We start from the raw sequence: 941 nt of genomic DNA, 5'->3' as shown, positions 1-941 counted from the left end.
GCTGGATGAACTTAAACTCTATCCCATTTATTTTACTCCACTCTTTAGAGAGCTTTGCTATAAATTCAGGACCATTATCCATGCGTATGCGCTCAGGCTTACCGTGCTTATTGATCAGGTGATTGAGCACCCAAACAACTCTGCTGCTCTTTAGTGAGTAATCGGTTTCTATAAACAGTACTTCGCGGTTGTAATCGTCTATTACATTAAAGGTTCTAAACTTACGACCGTTGCTTAGCACATCATGTACAAAATCTATGCTCCAGGTGTGATTGAACACCTCGGGTACTACAATAACCTCCTTAACTCGTGCAGGAAGCCGTTTCTTATATTTTCTGCGCAAAGGCAGACCCATCTGCTTATATACCCTGTGCAAACGCTTGTGGTTTACTATTATAGATTTGTTACGCAAGCGATGGTAGCACTTCCAAAAACCTTCTCTGGGGTGTGATACGCTTAGCTCGCTCAACGCTTCTATTAGTGTTGAATCATCTTTAACTGAACGATAGTCCAGACTGCTTCTACTGGTCTTTAAAATACGGCATGCCTTGCTTCTGCCGTGGGGGTAGTTTTCTTTTAGCTCGACTACAATCGCTCGTTTTTGGCAAGGCCTTAAAGCTTTTTTTCAATAATGTATTTAGCCATGTCCAGCTCTAGAGCCAGATCTGCGTACATCCGCTTTAACTTCGCGTTTTCTTCTTCAAGCTTTTTTACCTTCTTCAGCTCGCTAGCCTCCATGCCTCCGTAGCGCTGCCGCCACTTGTAAAACGTGGCCTTGGATACTCCATATTCTCGCGATAGCGTCTCTACATCTTTGCCTAAATCAAACTCCTTTAAAACCTTGGCTATTTGGGTCGGGGTGAATTTGCTCTTTCTCATATTACAGTTATTAAAATTAGAAATTCTACTTTTAAACTGTACTAGTTTTGGGGGAGCTTACA

General features: G+C 42.2%; 1 pseudogene. It reads right to left on the bottom strand.

What is annotated here, in order from left to right:
- Positions 1 to 879 (bottom strand): annotated as a pseudogene (locus OB69_RS18910) (IS3 family transposase); the annotation flags it as partial.
- Positions 880 to 941: the final 62 nt, after the last annotated feature.

It is taken from the genome of Roseivirga seohaensis subsp. aquiponti, from assembly GCF_001267955.1.
GTDB classification, from domain to species: domain Bacteria; phylum Bacteroidota; class Bacteroidia; order Cytophagales; family Cyclobacteriaceae; genus Roseivirga; species Roseivirga seohaensis.
This window is presented reverse-complemented; position numbering and strand designations above follow the sequence as displayed.